Annotated in this window: 2 protein-coding genes; both read left to right on the top strand. The window is 60.5% G+C overall.

Annotated elements, in window-relative coordinates:
• Nucleotides 1-190: hypothetical protein (locus E5W87_RS05590; protein ID WP_292394785.1), on the top strand; the 190-nt coding region annotated here is incomplete at its 5' end.
• A gap of 207 nt (nucleotides 191-397) precedes the next feature.
• Nucleotides 398-1,410 (top strand): type IV secretory system conjugative DNA transfer family protein (locus E5W87_RS05585; protein ID WP_292394829.1); only part of this gene is annotated, 1,013 nt, incomplete at its 3' end.

Genomic DNA, 1,410 nt, shown 5'->3' with positions numbered 1-1,410 from the left:
ACTGCGGCAACTGTTGGAAGACGAGCCTGCCTCTCCACCAATGATGGCGTTCGAGCCAGGGGAACTGCGGCAACTGTTGAATGATGAGCCTGCCTCCACTTGGGCACAAATCAATTCGACCCCACATGCGCGAGCGGACGGTGTTCATCAGCCAGCCCAGGCGCCCTGGCTCCCTGAACGCAGAAGATAACTTTGCGGAGGAGCGGTCACGCAACTGTCGGCGGCGCCGGGCCTCAGGGTGAATGGAGAGGATGGTGTCGCGTGAAGGCGCAACACGCGTGCTGACCGACCTGCATACGTAGGAAGTCGTTCATTGCTCCCAAATCGTATGTGAGGAACATTCCTGTCCCGGCTGCGCCGCGCGATGCTAGGTCGCGTTGTTCAGCGGGCCAAGCCGATGACACCTACGAAGCTACTGATCGGGCAGATCGCCGTTGTGTGCGCAATTGTCATTATCGGCGTATGGACGGCAACCCAATGGTGCGCTCAAATGCTGACCTACCAGACGCCTCTCGGCGCACCATGGTTTCTCTTCGCCGGCTGGCCAATCTACAAGCCGTGGAAGCTGTTTGAATGGTGGTTCCACTTCGATGCTTATGCGCCGGAGGTCTTCGACAAAGCCGGTACGCTTGCAGGCGCCAGCGGATTCCTGGGCTGTGCCGCCGCAATCGCAGGCTCGCTTTTGCGCGCGCGACAGCGCGGGTCGGTTACGACCTATGGGTCTTCACGGTGGGCCACGACTCATGAGGTCGAGACGGCAGGGTTGTTACGGCCGGCGGGCGTTTTCCTCGGTAGGCTGAACGATCGCTATCTGCGCCATGACGGCCCGGAGCACGTCATGGCATTTGCGCCGACGCGTTCGGGCAAGGGCGTGGGGCTGGTTGTTCCAACGCTACTTTCCTGGACCGGGTCTGCCATCATTCATGATATAAAAGGCGAAAATTGGCAGTTGACCTCCGGCTGGCGGTCGAAATTCTCGTACTGCCTTCTGTTCAATCCGACCGACCCGAGATCGGCACGCTACAACCCGCTGCTGGAGGTGCGCAAAGGCCCAGATGAGATCCGGGACGTTCAAAACATCGCCGACATCCTCGTCGATCCCGAGGGCGCGCTGGAGCGACGGAACCACTGGGAGAAGACCAGCCATTCACTCCTAGTTGGCGCCATTTTGCACGTGCTCTACGCTGAAGAGGACAAGACGCTGGCCCGCGTCGCCACCTTCCTGTCGGACCCGCAACGCTCGTTTGCCGCAACGCTACGGCGGATGATGACGACAAACCATCTCGGGACGGGGCATAACCCTCAGGTCCATCCCGTAGTGGCCTCGGCGGCTCGCGAACTCCTGAACAAGTCGGAAAACGAGCGCTCAGGCGTCCTCTCGACCGCCATGTCCTTTCTCGGGCTTTATCG

Source organism: Mesorhizobium sp. (assembly GCF_004962925.1).
In the GTDB taxonomy this organism is placed as follows: Bacteria; Pseudomonadota; Alphaproteobacteria; order Rhizobiales; family Rhizobiaceae; genus Mesorhizobium.
This window is presented reverse-complemented; position numbering and strand designations above follow the sequence as displayed.